Below are 16,986 nucleotides of genomic sequence, written 5' to 3'. Positions count from 1 at the left end.
GCCCACAGATCCAGTTGGGCGCTTGACCCGGGTTAAAGGGCTGGTCATTGTGAACGCACCGCCTGACGTCCGAATATACCGGTTGGCTTCACGAGAAGGACCACGATAAGCACGGCGAAGTACAGCAGTGGAGCCCAGGTCGGGGACCAGACCGTTGAGACCACATCCTCGATGATCAACATCACCATCGCACCACCTAGGGCGCCTCCAACGCTACCTAGACCACCGAGTACCACGATCGACAACAGCCGCGAGATCAGGTCATAGCCTGTGTTTGGAGTGAAGGGTTGGATCGCACCAAAGAGCATTCCACCGATCGCGGTCACGGCGACGCCGATGCCAAAGGCTAGGGTGGAGACCTTCTTGACGTTCACGCCAACCAGGCTGGCTGCCATGGCGTTATCCATCGAGGCTCGAAGGCTGGTTCCAAGCCGGGTCCGATAGAGGATCGCGTAGAGCACCACCACCGCGGCGACCGAGAGAATGAAACCGTAGACATAGATCTCTGGGATGTAGTGACCAGCGATCTGAAATGAGGTAGTCACGTAGGACGCAGACAGGCTCTGATAGTTGCTGCCATAGGTAAGCAGCAGTACACCCTCGACGATGATCATCACTGCATAGGTGATGAGGATCGACATCGTCACTCGATTCTCAGCGCCAATCCGGCGGATGAAGGCCCACTCAACAAAGAGTCCGAGTCCAAACATCGCAGGAATCGTGATGATAAGGCCCGGAAAGAGCCCTATACCTGCGTGCTGTTCTAGGATCAGACTCAGGTAAGAGCCTAAGATCACAAAGATCCCCTGAGCGATGTTGATCATGTCCAACACCCCAAATATCAGGGTTAGGCCAGCAGCCATCAGGGCATAGACAGCTCCCGTCAGAACTCCGTCTATGAGACCAATCAGCAATAAGTTCAACGTTCTCTCTCCTTCAATGTATTGGTTGCGTTGAGTTTGAAGTTGCGGCGGTGCCGTGGAGCGGTGCATTGCCAATTACAGCACCGCCACATCTTCTCTCTCAGCCAGCGGCTGGCCTGGGGAACAGAGGAGCCACCGACTGCGAACTCTTCGGAAGAATCTGAACCAACTTGGTCCCACCGTTCTGCCACTGGAAGGTCTGAACGATCCCGTCGACGTTCTCACCCTTGGAGTTGAACTTCACCGGACCCTGGTCGGTCTGGAAGACTGCACCGGAGTGGAGATACTTCAAGATCTTCGCTTGGTTGAAGCTGTGGGTAGCCTGGACGGCCTGCGCTAGCACCTCACCGGTTCCAAAGGCCTCGGCGCTGCTGGCGGTGATAGAGCCGGCCGATCCGCCGTAGAGCTTCAGATACTCCTTGATAAAGGCCGCGCTCAACGCATTCTTGTACCCTGGATACCAACCGTTGGGCTCAATAATCCCGTTGGCCGCGCTCTTGCCGACCGCATTGACGAATGTAGGCTCACCGACACCATTGGTGCCGATCAGCACCTTCGGGTAGAAGTGATTAGCGGTGAAGACCTTGACGAAATCGATGATCTTAGAGACCGAGGTGCTCGAGAGCACCACCACCTGAGCGTGGCTCGCCACGATCGCATCTGCCAACGGGGTGAAGTCGGTGGTCTCACTCTGGAATACCTGGTTATAGACGGTCCGAACTCCAGCCTTCTGCAGCACCGCCTGTGCCGGCGCGATCTGTGGTTGAGCGAAGATGTTGTTACTGGTCACATAGGCAGCAGTCGTTGGTCGCTCACTCTTTGGAAGCGAGGCGATCCATTTGGCGGTTGGCACCACTGCGATCTTGATCGGGTAGCTGACGTCAAAGACGTTCTTCAACCCATAGGAGAACACCGATGGAGCTCCACCGGCCCCCTCAACCATCGCATAGCCATAGCGGCTGGCGATCTTGGCCGCAGGCACGGTCAGCAATGAGGAGAATGGTCCCACGATCAACGGCACGTGATCGGTGGTGATCAGATCCTGATAGTTCGTAGCCACCTGGCTCGGACTCGAGGTGTCGTTCAAAATCTTCAACGAGACCTTATGGCCGAGTAGACCACCATGCGAATTTACATAGCTAACCCATGCGTTATACCCCCGTTGGAAGGCGATGCCGTTGGAGGCAAAGTCTCCCGTAAGCGATAGCGACGTCCCGACGACGATTGGTCCCTTGGACGACGAGCTGCTCGACGAGGTGCTGCTCGTTGATGAGCTACCGCACGCTGCCAAAGCAAGGCTCGCTGCCGCCAGCGTCAATCCTCCGCGAAGGATCCTCTTGCGTCCCCGCCGCCCCTGTTGACCGATGATCCTTCCTACCGATTGCATATTTGCCCCCTGTCTCTCTTTTACTCGGCGGCCCTCCGCCAAGATCTCCAACCCCTAGCACCAATTCAGTACTAGAAGAACTTTCTACGACAATCCGTCATCCACAAGAGCGTTCTCGCTCGCCAGCTCCAGGTTCGCACCCTGTGCCACCAGCTTGATCAACGTCGCAAAGTCATCGTCGCCGTAACCCTCTCCAACCAGCTGCTGCACGATCTGATACACCAGCCCTGCTACCGGCATCGGCACCTCTAGCGCACGTGCAGCAGCGAGTCCAAGGTCAAAGTCCTTACGAAGCAGTTTCGAGGTAAAGGTGGGCTCAAAGTCCAGGTTCACCACCGCCGGTGCCTTATAGCCGGTGAACATCGACCCCATCACGCTCTTGTTGAGATAAGAAAGGAAGGTCGCACGATCGACACCGCCACGTTCAGCCAGCACCGTGATCTCCGACACTGACTGCATCACCACTCCAAGGAAGAGGTTGTGGCACAGCTTCACCAAGCGCGCCAGGTCGCCCTCACCGACGTAGGTGCTCCCATTTCCAATCGCGTCGAGCAATGGAGCGACCGCCTCATAGGCCTCCTGTGGGCCTGAGACTGCCATCGTTAGCTTCCCCGCCGCTGCAACCTGAGGGTTGCCACTCACAGGTGATGCGAGCAGCATCGATCCTCGCGCAGCGATCGCCTCGCGTACGCGCTCGGATGCCTCCACCGCCACGGTTGAGCTGTCCACAATCACAGCAGGCACCGATGTTCGCGATAGCAGACCCTCGTCTCCAAGCATCACCTCGATGAAGTCCTCAGAGGAGCTAACGGTAACAAAGACTGCATCGCATCCGATTAAATCAGCCACCGACTCGACGACCTTGGCTCCTCGTTGCACGAGTGCATCCGCTTTTGATCGCGTTCTGTTATAGACCGACACCTGATAACCGGCGTCGAGCAGACGTCCGATCATCTCACTACCCATTCGGCCCGCGCCTATCCAACCGATTGCGCTCGATGTATCTAGTTCCACTACTCCACCGTCCTAACCCTCATCTGATGGATCATCTATCCGTCGAGTGCTACGCGCCTGACGTAACATGAAGTTAACACCAAATGCAACCGATTGCAAGAAAACTCAGAAAATTTCTCTACATTGGCTGCTGACGAAACTTATTTTTATCTCAGCAACTCTATTGTTGACCGGGCCGTCAAGCGTAACACACAGCCGGTCTTAGCTGTACCATCTCCACCAACGCTACCCATATATCCAGTTCATCAGCTATTTATAAAGCCACGATCAGAACTCCAGCTGACTAGAGAGCACGGACCTGGGCGCGAAATCAAAGACGTAACTCGCCCGAATGCGATTCCACGACCGATTAGATCAGTTGACAGCTTCCGCAAACGAGTGCAATACTAGCCCTATGCCAGATGCCCTTGTTCTCAGTGCTATCGAAAATTGGGGTCCACGTTTTGTGACCAACGGAGTTGACATCGCCGATTTCAACCGATTGACCTCCTCGATCGAACGCTGGAGTGACTGGTGCAAGACCTGGTCCAAGGCTGGGAACGAACACCGTCTGCTGGGAGAGGAGGCACTAGCAAGCGGTGAACACCTGTCGGCCGGTGCCCACCTGGCCCAGGCGGCTGTCTACTATCACTTCGCCAAGTTCCTCTTTGTCGACTACCCAGATGAGATGCGCACAGCGCATAGCCTGGCAGTCGAGTGCCTTGACAAGGCGCTTCCTTATCTGCAACCAGCAGGAGAGCGGGTGGCAATCGCTTTCGAGAACACCTCCCTCGCTGGTATCCTACGCCGACCTCGATCGAGCACACAGGTTCCAGCGGTGGTGGTACTGATCCCGGGCCTCGACTCCACCAAAGAGGAGTTTCGGAGTACAGAACAACTCTTCCTTGACCGCGGACTTGCGACCCTGTCTATCGACGGACCAGGGCAAGGAGAGGCCGAATATCAGCTTGGTGCCCGTGGCGACTGGGAGGGTGTGGGTGCAGCAATTCTGGCATTCATCGATACGCGCTCCGACCTCGATGCCAGTCGGGTCGGCGTCTGGGGCGTGAGTCTCGGTGGCTACTACGCACCAAGGATGGTTAGCGGCAACCCACGCTATCGCGCCTGCACCGCACTCTCTGGTCCCTTCCACCTCGGTGACGACTTCGATCACCTGCCCGAACTCACCAAGAGGGCTTTTATGGCGAGAACGAAGTCAGCTTCGATTAAAGAGGCTCGCGAATGCGCAGAGACCTTCTCGTTGAGGGAGGCGGCCTCCTCCATACGTTGTCCGCTTCAGATCATCTTCGGCGCCCAAGATCGTCTCTTCTCGACAGAGGGAGCCTACCAACTCCGGCGCAGCGTCTCCGGGCCGGTCGAACTCATCATGCTTGAGCAAGGCAATCACGGCTGCAGCAATCTCTCATATCGGCATCGATATCTGACAGCCGACTGGATGCGTGCCCAGCTCGCGTAGCTACCGGGCGGACGCCGCAGCCTTGATGGCTAGCCCTGCACCCGCGAGCAGGTGGAACCACGAACGACGAGCTCCGGTGGGAGGAAGATGACCTTGATCGGCGCCGTCGGGTCAGCAATCCGTTCCAGCACAAGCTGGGCCGCTTGCTGACCAACCTGATAATGCGGGAATCTAATCGAGGTCAGCGGAGGGGAGAGGAGATCAGAGAAGGGGGCATCATTGAAGCCAACGATCGCCACATCCTCGGGGCAGCGCAGACCGAGCGCATGGAGTGCCTGGTAGCAGCCGATCGCCAGCATGTCGTTGGCGGCGACAATCGCCGTCGGGCGAGCTCCGGTAGCATCCAACAACTCAACAGCGCATCGCCTCCCCTCTTCGGGTGAGTAGAGGTTGGCAATACATACCATCGACTCCTCTACATCCAGGCCAAGGCTGTCCATCTCTGCTAGGTAACCCCGATAGCGATTTCGCCCTGTAGACAGATCCTGTGGACCAGCTAGGTGTGCGATCCTGTGATGGCCAAGCGAGTGCACATGCCTCACCGCCATCCGGATTCCAGCGACCTCATCGGTAGCCACAGAGGGGACGAGCTGATCGTCAAAGACGCGGTTGATAAGCACGATCGGCAACCCCTGTCGACTGAGTTCAAGAAACTGAGACCCGCTCCTGCGCGCCGTAGCTACCACCAGTGCATCGACACCACGCGATAACAGACCCTCTAAGACCAACTCACCACGACTCGCATCATCGTCGGTGTTGCCAAGGAGAACGACAAAACCATCCTCGGCAAAACGATCTTCGAGCCCGCGCACAATCGGGGGGAACAGCGGGTTCGTCAAGTCCGGCAACAACACACCGACGGTGTGCGACTGTCCAGTCTTCAAGGTTCTGGCAGCTATGTCGGGGCGAAAGTTGAGATCCTCGGCGATCTTGAGAATTCTGGCCCTGGTCTCCGCATTCACCAAAGCCCTGGCCTGGCGATCACTGCCTAGCGCACGCGAAACCGTGCTCGGGTGTACCCCCGCTACCCGAGCAACATCACGGATCGTCGCTCGCTTCGCACGTTGTGTGTTAGTCATCCTCACCAGCAGTCTTATCTCGACTACGTTCTATCGTAATCCAAATGCGATCGGGACTATAAGGTGGATCCAGCGGTTCTGTCACATTCACTAGCGAGAGCGCATCCGCAACCGCATTCGCGATCGCGGCGAGAGCCCCAATCGTCCCGCTCTCACCCACCCCCTTTGCACCAAGAGGGGTCAACGGAGTCGGCGTCGTGAGGAAGCTGCTGTCTAGTTCATAGTCTGCCTCGGCCGCGCTTGGGACGAGATATGTCATCAGGCTGGTGGTCTGAGGTTGACCATCCTCATCGAGAACGACCGCCTCAAGGAGGGCAGAGGCGACCCCCTGCAGGGTGGAGCCCATCACCTGTCCCTCAGTAAGGAGCGGGTTGATCAGCGTCCCTGCATCGTCAACCGCTACTATCTTCACAACATGAACGACGCCAGTCGCAACGTCGATGCTCACCACAGCGCCATAGGCCCCATAGGGAAAGACTGGACCAGCCACCTTGCTGCGGGTAGCCACCGAGAGGCACTCGGAGCCAGCCAGCAATCCTCGCTCTCGCGCTAGTCGCGTGAGCTCAGTCAAGGAGATGTCGACGTCCGCACTGCCGCGAACAAAGACTCGATCGCCCTCGATCGAGAGATCGTGAGCATCAGCCTCTAACAGGGACGAACAGATCTCGCGGATCCTCTCGCCGAGCCCCTCGGAAGCGAGCCGGGCCGCCTCACCTCCGAGAGCCATCGAGCGTGACCCAAAGGTCCCGACTCCATCTCCGTAGTCGGAGTCGCCCTGATCGACTCGGACCCGATCAAAGTGAACTCCAAGGGTGCTAACCACGATCTGGGCGAGGCTGGTGGCATGTCCTTGTCCATGATCGCTCGACCCTGAACGCAGGATAACCGTCCCATCCTCATCGAGAGTTGCCGCTGCGCTCTCCCATCCTCCCGGTGCCGCGCGCTCGATATACATAGCAAAACCGCGTCCGAGTATGACACCTTGAGTATCCGACTCCTCGGCTACCGGGGTCTCCATCCGAGCCTCTAGTTGTTCAAGTGCACGACCATACTGGCCAGAGTCGTAGGTGAGCCCAGTGACGGTTCGGTAAGGAAACTTATCCTCGGCTATCAGGTTACGCCTTCGCAGTAGAACCGGATCGATCTCTAGTGCGTGAGCGGCAACATCGAGTGTCCGTTCGACAAAGTAGGCCGCCTCGGGCCGACCTGCCCCACGGTAGGGGCCGGTGGGCACACGATTGGTCGCTAGCCCAACCATCTCGACGCGCGCAGTAGAAAGGTCGTAGACACCACCCATCAACGTCGCCGCCGTCACTCCTGGAACTGGCGTACTCTGATAGAGGTAGGCGCCCAGGTCAGCCTCGATCCGGGCGGTCAGTACGGTTAGGTGAGCGTCGCTGTCGAACCCCATCTTCACTCGGGCACGCATCCCTCTACCCTGATAGGCGCCAACGAAGTTCTCCGACCGGTCCTCGATCCATTTCACCGGACGTCCAAGACGCCTCGCCAGCAGAACCGCCAATACGTACTCGGGTGGGATCGCACCTTTGGAGCCAAATGCTCCACCTACCGCTGGCACCACAACCCTGACATCGTCTGGATCGAGTCCAAGAGATGTGATCAGTTGTTGCTTGGGGCGGTGTGGATCCTGGGCCGATGCGTACAACGTGACTCGCCCATTCGACGAGTCGACAGAGGCGATACAGCCCCTCGGCTCCATAGGCGCCGCCACCAGCCGCGGGAGCGCCAGCTCCGTCTCCACCACTCGATGAGCCGACTGCAGCCCAGCCTCGACATCACCCACTTCAGAGCGCCAGCTAGCTAGCACGTTGTCTCGGAGATCATCGTGCACCAGCGCTCGGATCGACAGCGCATCGTCGAGGGTGTACACACCGGTGTCTGCCGTGATCGTAGGATAAGCGAGATCGGCTGCATCCTCGGCGGCTCGCCGGGTTGATGCGACGATCACCGCGATCGGCTCACCCACAAAACGCACCCGATTATCTGCCAGAGTCGGCGTGCCTTTGGGCACGATCTCGGCATCTGGCACCAGCGGTGCGGGTACCACCACACGCAGATCAGGATCACTAGCTGCATCAGCAGCGAGGATGACTCCAGCGGCACTCCGCACCTCAGACCAGTCCATCGCCTCAAGTTGGCCACTGGCGACTGGGGAGCGGACCACCCGCATGTGGACCATGTTGGGAAGCACCATATCGTCTATATAGCGGCGAGCCCCACGAAGGAGATCCTGATCCTCATCCCGCCAGCGAGATGCGCCTATTCCTTCACCGCTGTTCCGAACATCCATGGTCATGTTCCTCTCTAAGCCGTCGCACTCTAGTCGTGCAACGACACCGCTAACCATGTTCCCCTCTCTTAGTGTAACTTACAATCGTTTGCATTGCCTCAACAACAAGAATGGGCAAGCATTTGACTAAAAATAGGGACTCAAACCTAGCCAAAAATGGTAGCTAGCAATCGGAGACAGTTGGCGTCTCGCTACGGGAGCAGACCACGCAGGACTACCGCTATGGGCCCGGGTCCAGGGCGGGCTGATCTGAGCAGCACCGGTGCGCTCAGCTGCGAAAAGAAATACTCCTGAAGATAGGTCACCAGCTGATAGCCGACGTCTGGAGTCCCGTCATAGAGGATACAGATTCTTCTCGCCGTCATCGCCTGTGCCAACAGTTTCTCGTCGACAAGCCCTGGCTGATGAAGCTCTAGAACGCCGACATGGCCAGCAGACTCCTCTAGAAATGTACATGCACGCAGGGCGACCTGGACGCCGCGACCCCAGGTGATCACCGCGAGATCACTGACCGGGCGTAACCATCGTCCAGTCGGATTCTCGACGCGGCCAAAGCCATCCCGGCTGAGCTGGTCGCCTACTACAAGATAGTCATGTGTAAGTGGGACGGCATCTCCCATCAGACGACCCATGAAGTAGGTCAGCTCTTCGTGGCTCTCCACGAAGATGCCCGTGAGTCCTGGACGGATATCCCTGTCGAACGTCATTATCACAGCGTCCATCTGCGTACCGCGATCCGGGGCCTTCGAAGTTACGACGACTGGGAAGCCTCCCCAGCGCAGTAGTGCCTCCGCAAGAGGACGTGGATCGCTGAGTCGTACAAGTTGCTGATGTTCTAAAGCTCTCAGGCGATCGGCGACTCCAGTGGCCACCAGAATGGAACCGGCGCCAAGGGTGGTGGCGAGGGTGGTGACAAGCTCGGAGACCGACTCGGTCTCGAACTCGGTCATGGTCATCGCAAGTCGCCGCTTCGCCGCCGTTCGAGCCAGATCCGGTCGTGGGTCATCGGCCAACCTACTCGCCGCCGCGATAGCCTCGCGCTCAAAACGATCAAGTGTCTGTGGTGCGAGGTAGCCAAGTTCGTCGATGTCGAAGGTATCGGCAAATCCGTTAAACACAACCACCACCGGGGTAGCTTGGTCCTGAAGGCCATGCCAAAGAGCTCTCCCAAGATTCCAGCCCTCCAAGAGGTCGCCACCGTCGAGTTGTTCAACCCGCCAGCCCAGCGATCTGGCTGCGTCAACCCCCCGAGCATCATCCGCCTCAGCTATCACTACCAGCTTCAATCCCAATCGTACCGCTTCACCGAGTAGCTCTACCTGGGTGATAAGATCACCATCGAAGCCGAGCTCCCCAAGGATAGCATCGGCCTGGCCGTGGGCCAGAAGGCCCATAGCCACCGCATCAGAGAGCGATGCCGGTCTAGGACGATAGAGGTGCTCAAGCGGGGAGACTCCACCTACGACGAGCGCGCCACGGTCAGATGCGACACCCAACCCTAAGGAGCCTCGCAAGCCTTGAGCAAGGCCAAGTAAGGCAAGCGGCGATCCCCGGTAGATTCCTAGCGTATCGATATAACGGAGCCAACAGTACCGCCTCGCCAGTTCCTCGAGTTCTAGAGCCGGGAGCTCTGCTTGAAAACGTGTCTGTGGACGGGATCGGAAGGCCATGGGTAGCACTCTAGAGCACCTCACATGGCAATAGCTCTCGCCTTCAAAATTCCTCGAAGAAATATCTCACAAGTTCAACCAACAGTCGCCCGATTACCGGGCAAAGACACCAGACAAGGGTGGCGAGTCCAAACGCGATAGCCCTTTGTAGCCATTGGATCACGACGGTGCGATTACCCTTTACAGCGATCTCGATACACTCAGGCCCCAGATCAGACCAGAGAGCCTCCCATTCGCCGCCAGACAAGCTGCCGCAAACCATGAGGGAACAAGCAACTCTTAAACCAACATGGGGACACTCCCGTGCTGTGCGTAGATCCACGGTCACGAACACGTTCTCCGTACAACTACGCATGATATAAGAGGCGAAGATCTCTTATCAACCGGATGTGGATAGATCTCACTACGTGCGCAACTATACAAAGATCTTTAGGAACAGACAGGTATCAACCCACGGTTCAGCTTGCTTGGGCTGGCTAGCTTGCTGGGGATCATCTGGCGATACTCGAATGGAGAGCAAATCAGCTGCATCTAACACCCAGCCACCCTCTTTAGATCTATGCCAGTCGAAGAGTTCGCCACCCGATATCGATCAATAGCCCGTCAGACCGCCATAGGTATTTGTCAATAACGAACGAAGAAACTAGCGCAAGACCATGCCAATACAGAATGCTTACCTCCAACTCCCACCAGATCTAGAAAGCAGAGATGAAGACTGTCAAGCGACACTGCGCAAGTCAGATTCAGCCAGCCAAGCAGCTGGGTGAACGGTGATCGCCTGACGGCATCGACTCAAACGACTGGCTCTATAACTAGAGCAAGTCACCAGCTTGGTTTCAGACAATAGACTCTCATCGTGCCTTTCATCTCCGATCTACAGCTCGTGGATGCCTTTACAGATCGTCCATTCGCCGGCAATCCGGCGGCGGTGGCGTTCTGCGAGGGCTTCCCTGATGACCACTACTTGCAGGCGATTGCGGCTGAGATGAACCTCTCCGAGACCGCCTTTGTAGCGCCACGACCAGACGGTAGCTACGACCTGCGCTGGTTCACGCCCACTACCGAGGTTGCACTCTGTGGACACGCGACCTTGGCAGCGGCGCACGCTTTAGGGGGTGTAGCCACATTTCACACAGCTAGTGGAATACTTAAGTGCAGCAACGGCAAGGACGGCGAGATCACTATGGACTTTCCACTCGACCCGCCAACGCCGGTTGATGCTCCTGCTCAATTCGCATCCTCATCAGTAGTCTGGACCGGAAGAGGCGTCTTTGACATGCTGGTCGTGTTCGATGACGCCAACGCCGTCAGGTCATACACCCCTGATCCCACGGGGTTATCTTCTATCGATGCCCGATGTGTCATCATCACCGCACCCGGAGACCACCCCGATATCGACTGTGTCAGCCGCGTCTTTGGACCACGAGTCGGTGTACTTGAGGATCCTGTTACCGGATCTGCTCACTGCACCCTCGCTGCCTACTGGAGCAAGCGGCTCGAAAAGGATCGCTTATATGCTGAGCAAGCATCGCCAAGAGGTGGCTTCGTATCGATGAACCTGAACGGCGATCGCGTCTCCTTGGGTGGGAGCGCTGTGACGATAGGGCACCTCAAGCTAGCAATCGACTAACGGCATCCATATCACAGGGTGGCGATCAATTTTTAAATGACCACCACAAGCTAGGCAACCTCTAAATCTGGTGGGTTTGCTCTCGCCGCCGAGACAGGTGCTATGTCTCTGCATCAACGAGTGAAACCGGATTCAACCCAGCCATGCGTACGAAATAACACATGAGCCCATCTACGGCGGAGCTACCTGGTAGGCAAACTTCGCACCGGATAGCCTTGGTTGGTTCCGGCCTTGCACCAGGTTGGTCGTCCGCAATGGCCAGCTCTTTCCAACAGGTGCCCTAAAACACGATCCAAGCCTCGCCAAACCTGCTGCTGAATTGCGGAAGATCCTTCGTTCGGCCAACTCTCCTTGCGATCCTCGGCCAGTTCGAGTATTGACAAACTACTGGAGACCTGCCGCTTTCTTCCGTGCACCCACAGATCACGTTGTTCTATCGACCGACCGACCCCAAATGTAGTGGATATCCCACCATAGGCATGAGCGGCGCGAAAGAACAGGTAAGTCGTGCCCTCGACAGGATGTCAACGTTCAGGTATACTCATAGTTCTACTACGAGTCAGCAATCTGACAAGTAATGAAGTCGCTCGACCTCGACATTACGGACAGGACTCGCGCCCCTGTTCGTTCAACCAGCACAAGGCAGCTCAACTAGGATAAGCATCAATGGCGGTCATCAACACCACAAGCGATCTGCTCAAGGCACTCAGGGAGAACCCTGAGTGGAAAGACGCCGTCAGAGCGGAGATCCTCGGCGAACGTCTACAGACGTTGCCCGAGCTTGTAAGCGAAAACACTCGGCAGATAGCTTCGATCGGCGACAAACTGGACCGGACATCTAACCTGCTCGCTGCCCTTACCGAGCGGCTGGATCGAGTTGATGCTCAGATCGCTGCCCTTACCGAGCGGCTGGATCGAGTTGATGCTCAGATCGCTGCCCTTACCGAGCGGTTGGATCGAGTTGATGCTCAGATCGCTGCCCTTACCGAGCGGTTGGATCGGGTTGAGAATCGGCTTGAGCGGGTTGAGAATCGGCTTGAGCGGGTTGAGAATCGGCTTGAGCGGGTTGAGAATCGGCTTGAGCGGGTTGAGAATCGGCTAGGCAAAATGGATGGACGGCACCTCGAAAGCGACATATTAGCCAATCCCCGGTCATATATTCGACGTAAAGACCTGAGTGCAGTGCGTTCGCTCAGCTACGATGAGCGTTACGAGCTCTCCTCTCAACTAGAAGAGAACGAAGAGGAGGAGCTCGATCTGCTCGACGCCATCCTTGAGGGCGAGACGCCGACAGGCGAGCACCTCTATATAGCCGTGGAAGCTTCCGTTACCATTGAAGTGCACGACCTCGAACGAGCCAAGCGAAGGGCTTACTTCTTGGCTAAGGCCACAAACACTCCAGTGTTGCCACTGGTTGTAGCAGATGAGCCACCAAGCCAAAGACGCATTGAAGAAGCCATGTCGCAGCAAGTTGCCATCGCACGAAAACAACGAGGCATCGTGGTCAATGCACCATTCATACGGTAAATTTCCATTGGCGCGGCTCGAGACCGATCCGGATTCGAGCTAATCCTTCACTACTATGCATGAGGTTCACGTTCCTCGACCGCATTAACCCATCAGCGCCACTCGTAGCAGCGTTGAAGAAGGCCCGCGTCTCACGTTCGAGGCCGTTGCAACTAAATTGATTACCTAACTCCAATCACGCTTCTACATCAGCTCTTGGCCAGTCAGGAAGGACCCTAATTTAGATGACGACTTATCTTCCACCCATCAGATCATGGCCACCATGGGTGCGCCACTTGGCATCACTAATTTTTTTCATTGTTCTAGTTGGCATTATCTACTTTCCCGTACTCACTGGTCATGCAGCGTTAAAGACAAACTTATCATTTCCATCAGGGCCCCTCTTCGTAGGAGACCCTATTGCAGGCGGCCCAATCACTATGCCCCTTGAGCAGTTAGTAACATCTGCTTGGGCTCATTTTCGCCTACCTATAGTCGATCCCTATCAGGCCTATGGCTTACCACTGTTAGCCACTCAAAGCGTCCCTGTGTTCCCACCCGAAATCCTAATGCATCTACTCCTTCCTAACAATTATTCAGTGTGGAATATGATGCGGCTAATCATCCTAAGCTTTGGCTCGTATCTATTGGCGTCGTCAATTGGCCAATCGATGATCGCCAGCCTAGCTGTCGGAACCGCGGCTAGTCTTGTAGGGTTTGCACCCCCAAACGTCAACATGGAAATGCTCAATCCAGTCATGGTCCTACCCTTTGTATTGCTTGCGCTGCGTTATCTCCTCGACCCCAACAAGCCGAAGCGTCTGCTCTATTGGGTTGGACTCGTAACCGCTGTAGTTATGCTCGCACTATCCGGATTTCAAGAGGTACTACCGCTTGAATTAGTAATTACCATAATCTTCGTCTGTGGCATGATAGTTAAGTTCTCCACACTCCACAAGGACGCGACTAGAATCCTCCTAACTGGTATCGGAGGCGCGTTTGGGGTAGCCATTGGCAGCATAGGAATACTTCCAACCCTGACCGCGATCAACCAAGGCATGGGGTCGAATCAGCCCACCGCATATCTAACAGCCGTACCCAAGTTCTGGCTTGCTACTCTCACAATACCGCGGATCGCTGGTGCCGCACTAACGGCACAACCTCAAGATTTTGGTCAAACTGTGTGGACATTGGGAACTCCAGTACTTGGTGTTGTGGTTTTGCTCGCCATTATTGGAGCATTCCGATATTCCCGCGATGCTCTATGGTTTGTGATTCCAAGCACTCTCTTAGTCGGCTTTGGGATACTCGAATACGCCAACACATTTGGTATCCTTAAAATCTTCGATATCTTCCCATTCGATCCCATTTTAATGATCCGCTTTCTGCAGTTTGCCTGGTGGTTGCCATGGTGTCTACTGCTCGGGTTCGTTATCACGATTGGTCGTAAATATCGCGTGTATGAGTTGATCATATGCCTATTTATAGCTGTTGGAGTCGATATCATCCTCTATTTACGCTTTGACACTCAATTGCGCGCCGGGTCATTAGCACCACACATCGACACTGCGCATGGGGCGGTGATATTCGCAATAGCAGCCATAGTTGTGTTTATTGCAGCCATTTTAATCTCGCATCCACTAAAAACAAACGCTCCAGTGTTTGTGGTGTTCGCACTGATGACAGTTATTTTGTTACCAAGCAACCTCTTTCCTGCATCAGGAAATGCGGTCCTCACCAGTGTGGTTAATGGAAAGATCAATCCATCAAGTGAGTTAGTATTTGCCCCTGGATTTCAGCAACTTCCATCCTTAACCAATTCAGTGCAAGTATATGGTCCCGTTATGCCTAACCCATATCGCCAAGTAATGAACACAATAGCCCCACCGCAGCTGACCAGTGACAAAGAGCCGGGAACCTATGGAATAGCTCCGAGCCTCTATTTTGCAAAACTCACTAAGCACCTATTTGTCGCCTTGAGAAGTCTGGGGGTGAACGAGGTTGTCAGTATGAGTCCTCTATCTCCCCTCGGCGGACAAACGATTCCCACTTGCGCAGCGACTACAAATACTGCCAGCAACGGAGACCAGCTCTGCTATCTGGGTAAAGCAGATCTACGTAGCAGCATTCAGAAGGACTCCGCCTCAGTCTATAGTTACCTGCTTAGAGGAGTTGATCCGATCGTTGCCAGGCCCAACAGGGTTATCGAAGTAACAAGCAATAAGGCAGGCTTGCAAAAATCAATCAGCGCAATAAAGGCCACTGGTGGAATAATGCCAAAGACTGCATACCTAACGCATCCAAAGCACTCCGTTAAGCTTGCAGACAACACAAGGGGAATCAGCCGGGTAGCGACGACAGAGTCAGTGGTGATTAGGGTGAGTGCGAAATCCAGCGGGCTAGTCATCTTGCGAGATACCTATCTTCCAGGCATGACATGCGCCGTCAACGGACAGGCAAGACCTTGCCGCTCCGTTGACGGCGGATTGTGGGTTGCCGTACGAGTGCCGGGCTCCGGGGTCTCATCGGTGTCATTGAACTATACGACTCAGTTGGATATTTGGAGCTTTCGTATTGGGGTAGCTGGTCTCAGCTTTGTTTCTCTGTTATGGCTCGTGCTGGCCGCCGCTGGAGTGCAGAACCGCAGACGAACAAGGGCCCCCAACAGACTCATCCACGACCGGGGAGCTTTATGAACAAGACTCACCTGCCTACCGTAGAAGCCCTGCGAGGACATGGCCTTCGTCGTCGCTGTTTTATAATCGCGATTCTGGAGGGTAAGGGATAGGACCGGACATGACGCGAACCACAGTCACGGTAGCGACTTCAGTCTCCCTGGCCTGAAGCGCTCAAGCATACCCATCCGGATCCACCGAAATATGCAAGACCAGCTCAATCTAGTTTGCACTCGCCCCAGGGGGCTCCTGCGGTGATCCTATGCCCGAAACAGAGAACTCATCACAACGGAGGAGTCCCCACCATGATCTGAAGGTCTACCGCATTGACAACGCAAGCAAAGATAGACTCTCTTTTTCCTCATAGACTTGATATGCCGAATGGTGAACTCGGACGCGTTAATGGGCTGACTTCACCGCTGAGACGGAATCAATGGCTACCACGGAGCCCAGCATGCGCCTCGCATAACCGGGTAATCCAAAGCCAAGCCCGGCACGCTCTGGGTGAGGCATGAGCCCAACGACATTTCCTTCGCGATTGGTTATCCCTGCGATGTCGTTGGCCGAACCGTTGGGGTTCTGAACGTATCGCAGAACAACTTGATGGTGCTCTTCGAGGTCTTCAAGGGTGGCACGATCGGCGGTGTAGTTGCCTTCAAAGTGATTGATCGGGAGACTGAACTCCTCTCCTTCCGCCATCAGGTTCGTCAAAGCCGAGCGTGTAGTCCCAACTCTTACTTTGACCTCTCCGCACACGAACTTGAGTCCTGCATTGCGTTGCAGAGCCCCTGGCAGTAGCCCGGCCTCGGTCAGCACTTGAAAACCGTTGCAGATCCCGACCACTTTGCCTCCATTGTCGGCGTAGCGCGAAACTGCATCCATAATCGGAGAGAATCGAGCGATCGCCCCGCTACGCAGGTAGTCGCCATAGGAGAACCCCCCAGGGATGATGATTGCTTTATAGTCCCCGAGTTCGCGTTCTCGATGACTGACGAACTTGCTCACCTCTCCAAGCTCGCGGAAGGCACTCTCTACATCGAACTCACAGTTTGAGCCCGGAAAGACCACGATGCCAATCATCTGAGCTCCTCAACGGCTACGATCTCATAGGTCTGAATCACCGGATTGGCCAACAGTCGTTCTGCTAGCTTCTGAGCACCATTTTCGGCCGCATCTCTTGAGTCGTACTCACCTTCAACCTCGAAGGACCTACCAGCATGGACCTGCACGACCTCTCCATAGCCAAGCTGAAGGGCGGCATCATGAATCGCCTTTCCCTCGGGATCGCTGATCCCAGCCTTGGGCATCACTCGGACACTGATACGATACTTCATG

12 protein-coding genes are annotated in these 16,986 nt (G+C 55.8%); 4 read left to right on the top strand and 8 right to left on the bottom strand.

From position 1 onward, the window contains the following. Positions 1-44 precede the first annotated feature (44 nt). From FEAC_RS04650 to FEAC_RS04640, 3 genes are all read right to left on the bottom strand, one after another. Positions 45-923, bottom strand: a complete 879-nt coding sequence (locus FEAC_RS04650; RefSeq protein ID WP_035392571.1) for a branched-chain amino acid ABC transporter permease — start codon at positions 921-923, stop codon at positions 45-47. Positions 924-1,023: 100 nt separating this feature from the next. After that, positions 1,024-2,310 carry an amino acid ABC transporter substrate-binding protein gene (locus FEAC_RS04645; protein ID WP_035392570.1) on the bottom strand — a complete coding sequence of 429 codons (1,287 nt, stop codon included), beginning with the start codon at positions 2,308-2,310 and terminating at the stop codon, positions 1,024-1,026. 84 nt (positions 2,311-2,394) lie between these two features. Beyond that, complete coding sequence (locus tag FEAC_RS04640; protein WP_035392568.1) at positions 2,395-3,324, bottom strand: NAD(P)-dependent oxidoreductase; 930 nt, start codon at positions 3,322-3,324, stop codon at positions 2,395-2,397. Positions 3,325-3,718: 394 nt separating this feature from the next. Here FEAC_RS04640 and FEAC_RS04635 point away from each other — a divergent pair, with 394 nt between their 5' ends. Further along, entirely contained in the window at positions 3,719-4,780 is a 1,062-nt protein-coding gene (locus FEAC_RS04635; protein WP_035392566.1) for an alpha/beta hydrolase family protein, read from the top strand. 29 nt (positions 4,781-4,809) lie between these two features. Here the strand turns inward: FEAC_RS04635 and FEAC_RS04630 are convergent, their stop codons facing one another. The 3 genes from FEAC_RS04630 to FEAC_RS04620 form a co-directional block, all read right to left on the bottom strand. Further along, positions 4,810-5,859 (bottom strand): LacI family DNA-binding transcriptional regulator, encoded by a 1,050-nt coding sequence (locus tag FEAC_RS04630; protein ID WP_035392564.1) that lies wholly within the window; start codon positions 5,857-5,859, stop codon positions 4,810-4,812. Next, positions 5,852-8,170, bottom strand: coding sequence for a xanthine dehydrogenase family protein molybdopterin-binding subunit (locus tag FEAC_RS04625; RefSeq protein WP_052565586.1), 2,319 nt, complete (start codon positions 8,168-8,170; stop codon positions 5,852-5,854). Before FEAC_RS04625 ends, FEAC_RS04630 begins: the two co-directional genes overlap by 8 nt. Before the next feature lie 191 nt (positions 8,171-8,361). Beyond that, complete coding sequence (locus FEAC_RS04620; RefSeq protein ID WP_035392562.1) at positions 8,362-9,840, bottom strand: transketolase C-terminal domain-containing protein; 1,479 nt, start codon at positions 9,838-9,840, stop codon at positions 8,362-8,364. Between the two features lie 856 nt (positions 9,841-10,696). On the opposite strand from FEAC_RS04620, the gene FEAC_RS04610 reads away from it, so the two are divergent. From FEAC_RS04610 to FEAC_RS04600, 3 genes are all read left to right on the top strand, one after another. After that, positions 10,697-11,470 (top strand): PhzF family phenazine biosynthesis protein, encoded by a 774-nt coding sequence (locus FEAC_RS04610; protein WP_201773839.1) that lies wholly within the window; start codon positions 10,697-10,699, stop codon positions 11,468-11,470. 666 nt (positions 11,471-12,136) lie between these two features. Then, positions 12,137-12,997 (top strand): hypothetical protein, encoded by an 861-nt coding sequence (locus tag FEAC_RS04605; protein WP_052565583.1) that lies wholly within the window; start codon positions 12,137-12,139, stop codon positions 12,995-12,997. A 275-nt stretch (positions 12,998-13,272) separates the two neighbouring features. Further along, the gene (locus tag FEAC_RS04600; RefSeq protein WP_152623081.1) at positions 13,273-15,672 is read left to right on the top strand and encodes a hypothetical protein; all 2,400 of its coding nucleotides are present in this window, start codon (positions 13,273-13,275) and stop codon (positions 15,670-15,672) included. A 378-nt stretch (positions 15,673-16,050) separates the two neighbouring features. Here FEAC_RS04600 and purQ read toward each other — a convergent pair whose 3' ends face one another. Continuing rightward, positions 16,051-16,731 carry a phosphoribosylformylglycinamidine synthase subunit PurQ gene (gene purQ / locus FEAC_RS04595; RefSeq protein WP_035392557.1) on the bottom strand — a complete coding sequence of 227 codons (681 nt, stop codon included), beginning with the start codon at positions 16,729-16,731 and terminating at the stop codon, positions 16,051-16,053. Then, positions 16,728-16,985, bottom strand: a complete 258-nt coding sequence (gene purS / locus FEAC_RS04590; RefSeq protein ID WP_035392555.1) for a phosphoribosylformylglycinamidine synthase subunit PurS — start codon at positions 16,983-16,985, stop codon at positions 16,728-16,730. Before purS ends, purQ begins: the two co-directional genes overlap by 4 nt. Position 16,986 lies beyond the last annotated feature (1 nt).

This window comes from Ferrimicrobium acidiphilum DSM 19497, assembly GCF_000949255.1.
GTDB classification, from domain to species: Bacteria; Actinomycetota; Acidimicrobiia; order Acidimicrobiales; family Acidimicrobiaceae; genus Ferrimicrobium; species Ferrimicrobium acidiphilum.
This window is presented reverse-complemented; position numbering and strand designations above follow the sequence as displayed.